The 268-nt window shown below is 27.6% G+C and carries 1 protein-coding gene; it reads left to right on the top strand.

What is annotated here, in order from left to right; translation table 11 throughout:
- Nucleotides 1-182: hypothetical protein (locus L21TH_RS14470; RefSeq protein WP_034429235.1), on the top strand; the 182-nt coding region annotated here is incomplete at its 5' end.
- Nucleotides 183-268 lie beyond the last annotated feature (86 nt).

The raw sequence follows: 268 nt of genomic DNA, 5'->3' as shown, positions 1-268 counted from the left end.
AAGGATTATATGAAATAGCATTATATAAATATAGACAAGTACATTCCTTTATTATAGCAGCAATATTAATGTTTAATTTAGCAACTATATTTGAATCACCAAAAACAACTAATAATAACGTAATAGTACAAGGTACTATATATGAGTTAGATGATGAAGACCATGGGGGATTGAGAGGATAAAAGTTTAGTAAGTATTATGTTTATTTAGATATAAGAAAGGGGTGAGATTATGTTATATCCAAGAGCACCAAATGAAAAAAGCCTAC

The organism is Caldisalinibacter kiritimatiensis, assembly GCF_000387765.1.
In the GTDB taxonomy this organism is placed as follows: Bacteria; Bacillota; Clostridia; order Tissierellales; family Caldisalinibacteraceae; genus Caldisalinibacter; species Caldisalinibacter kiritimatiensis.
This window is presented reverse-complemented; position numbering and strand designations above follow the sequence as displayed.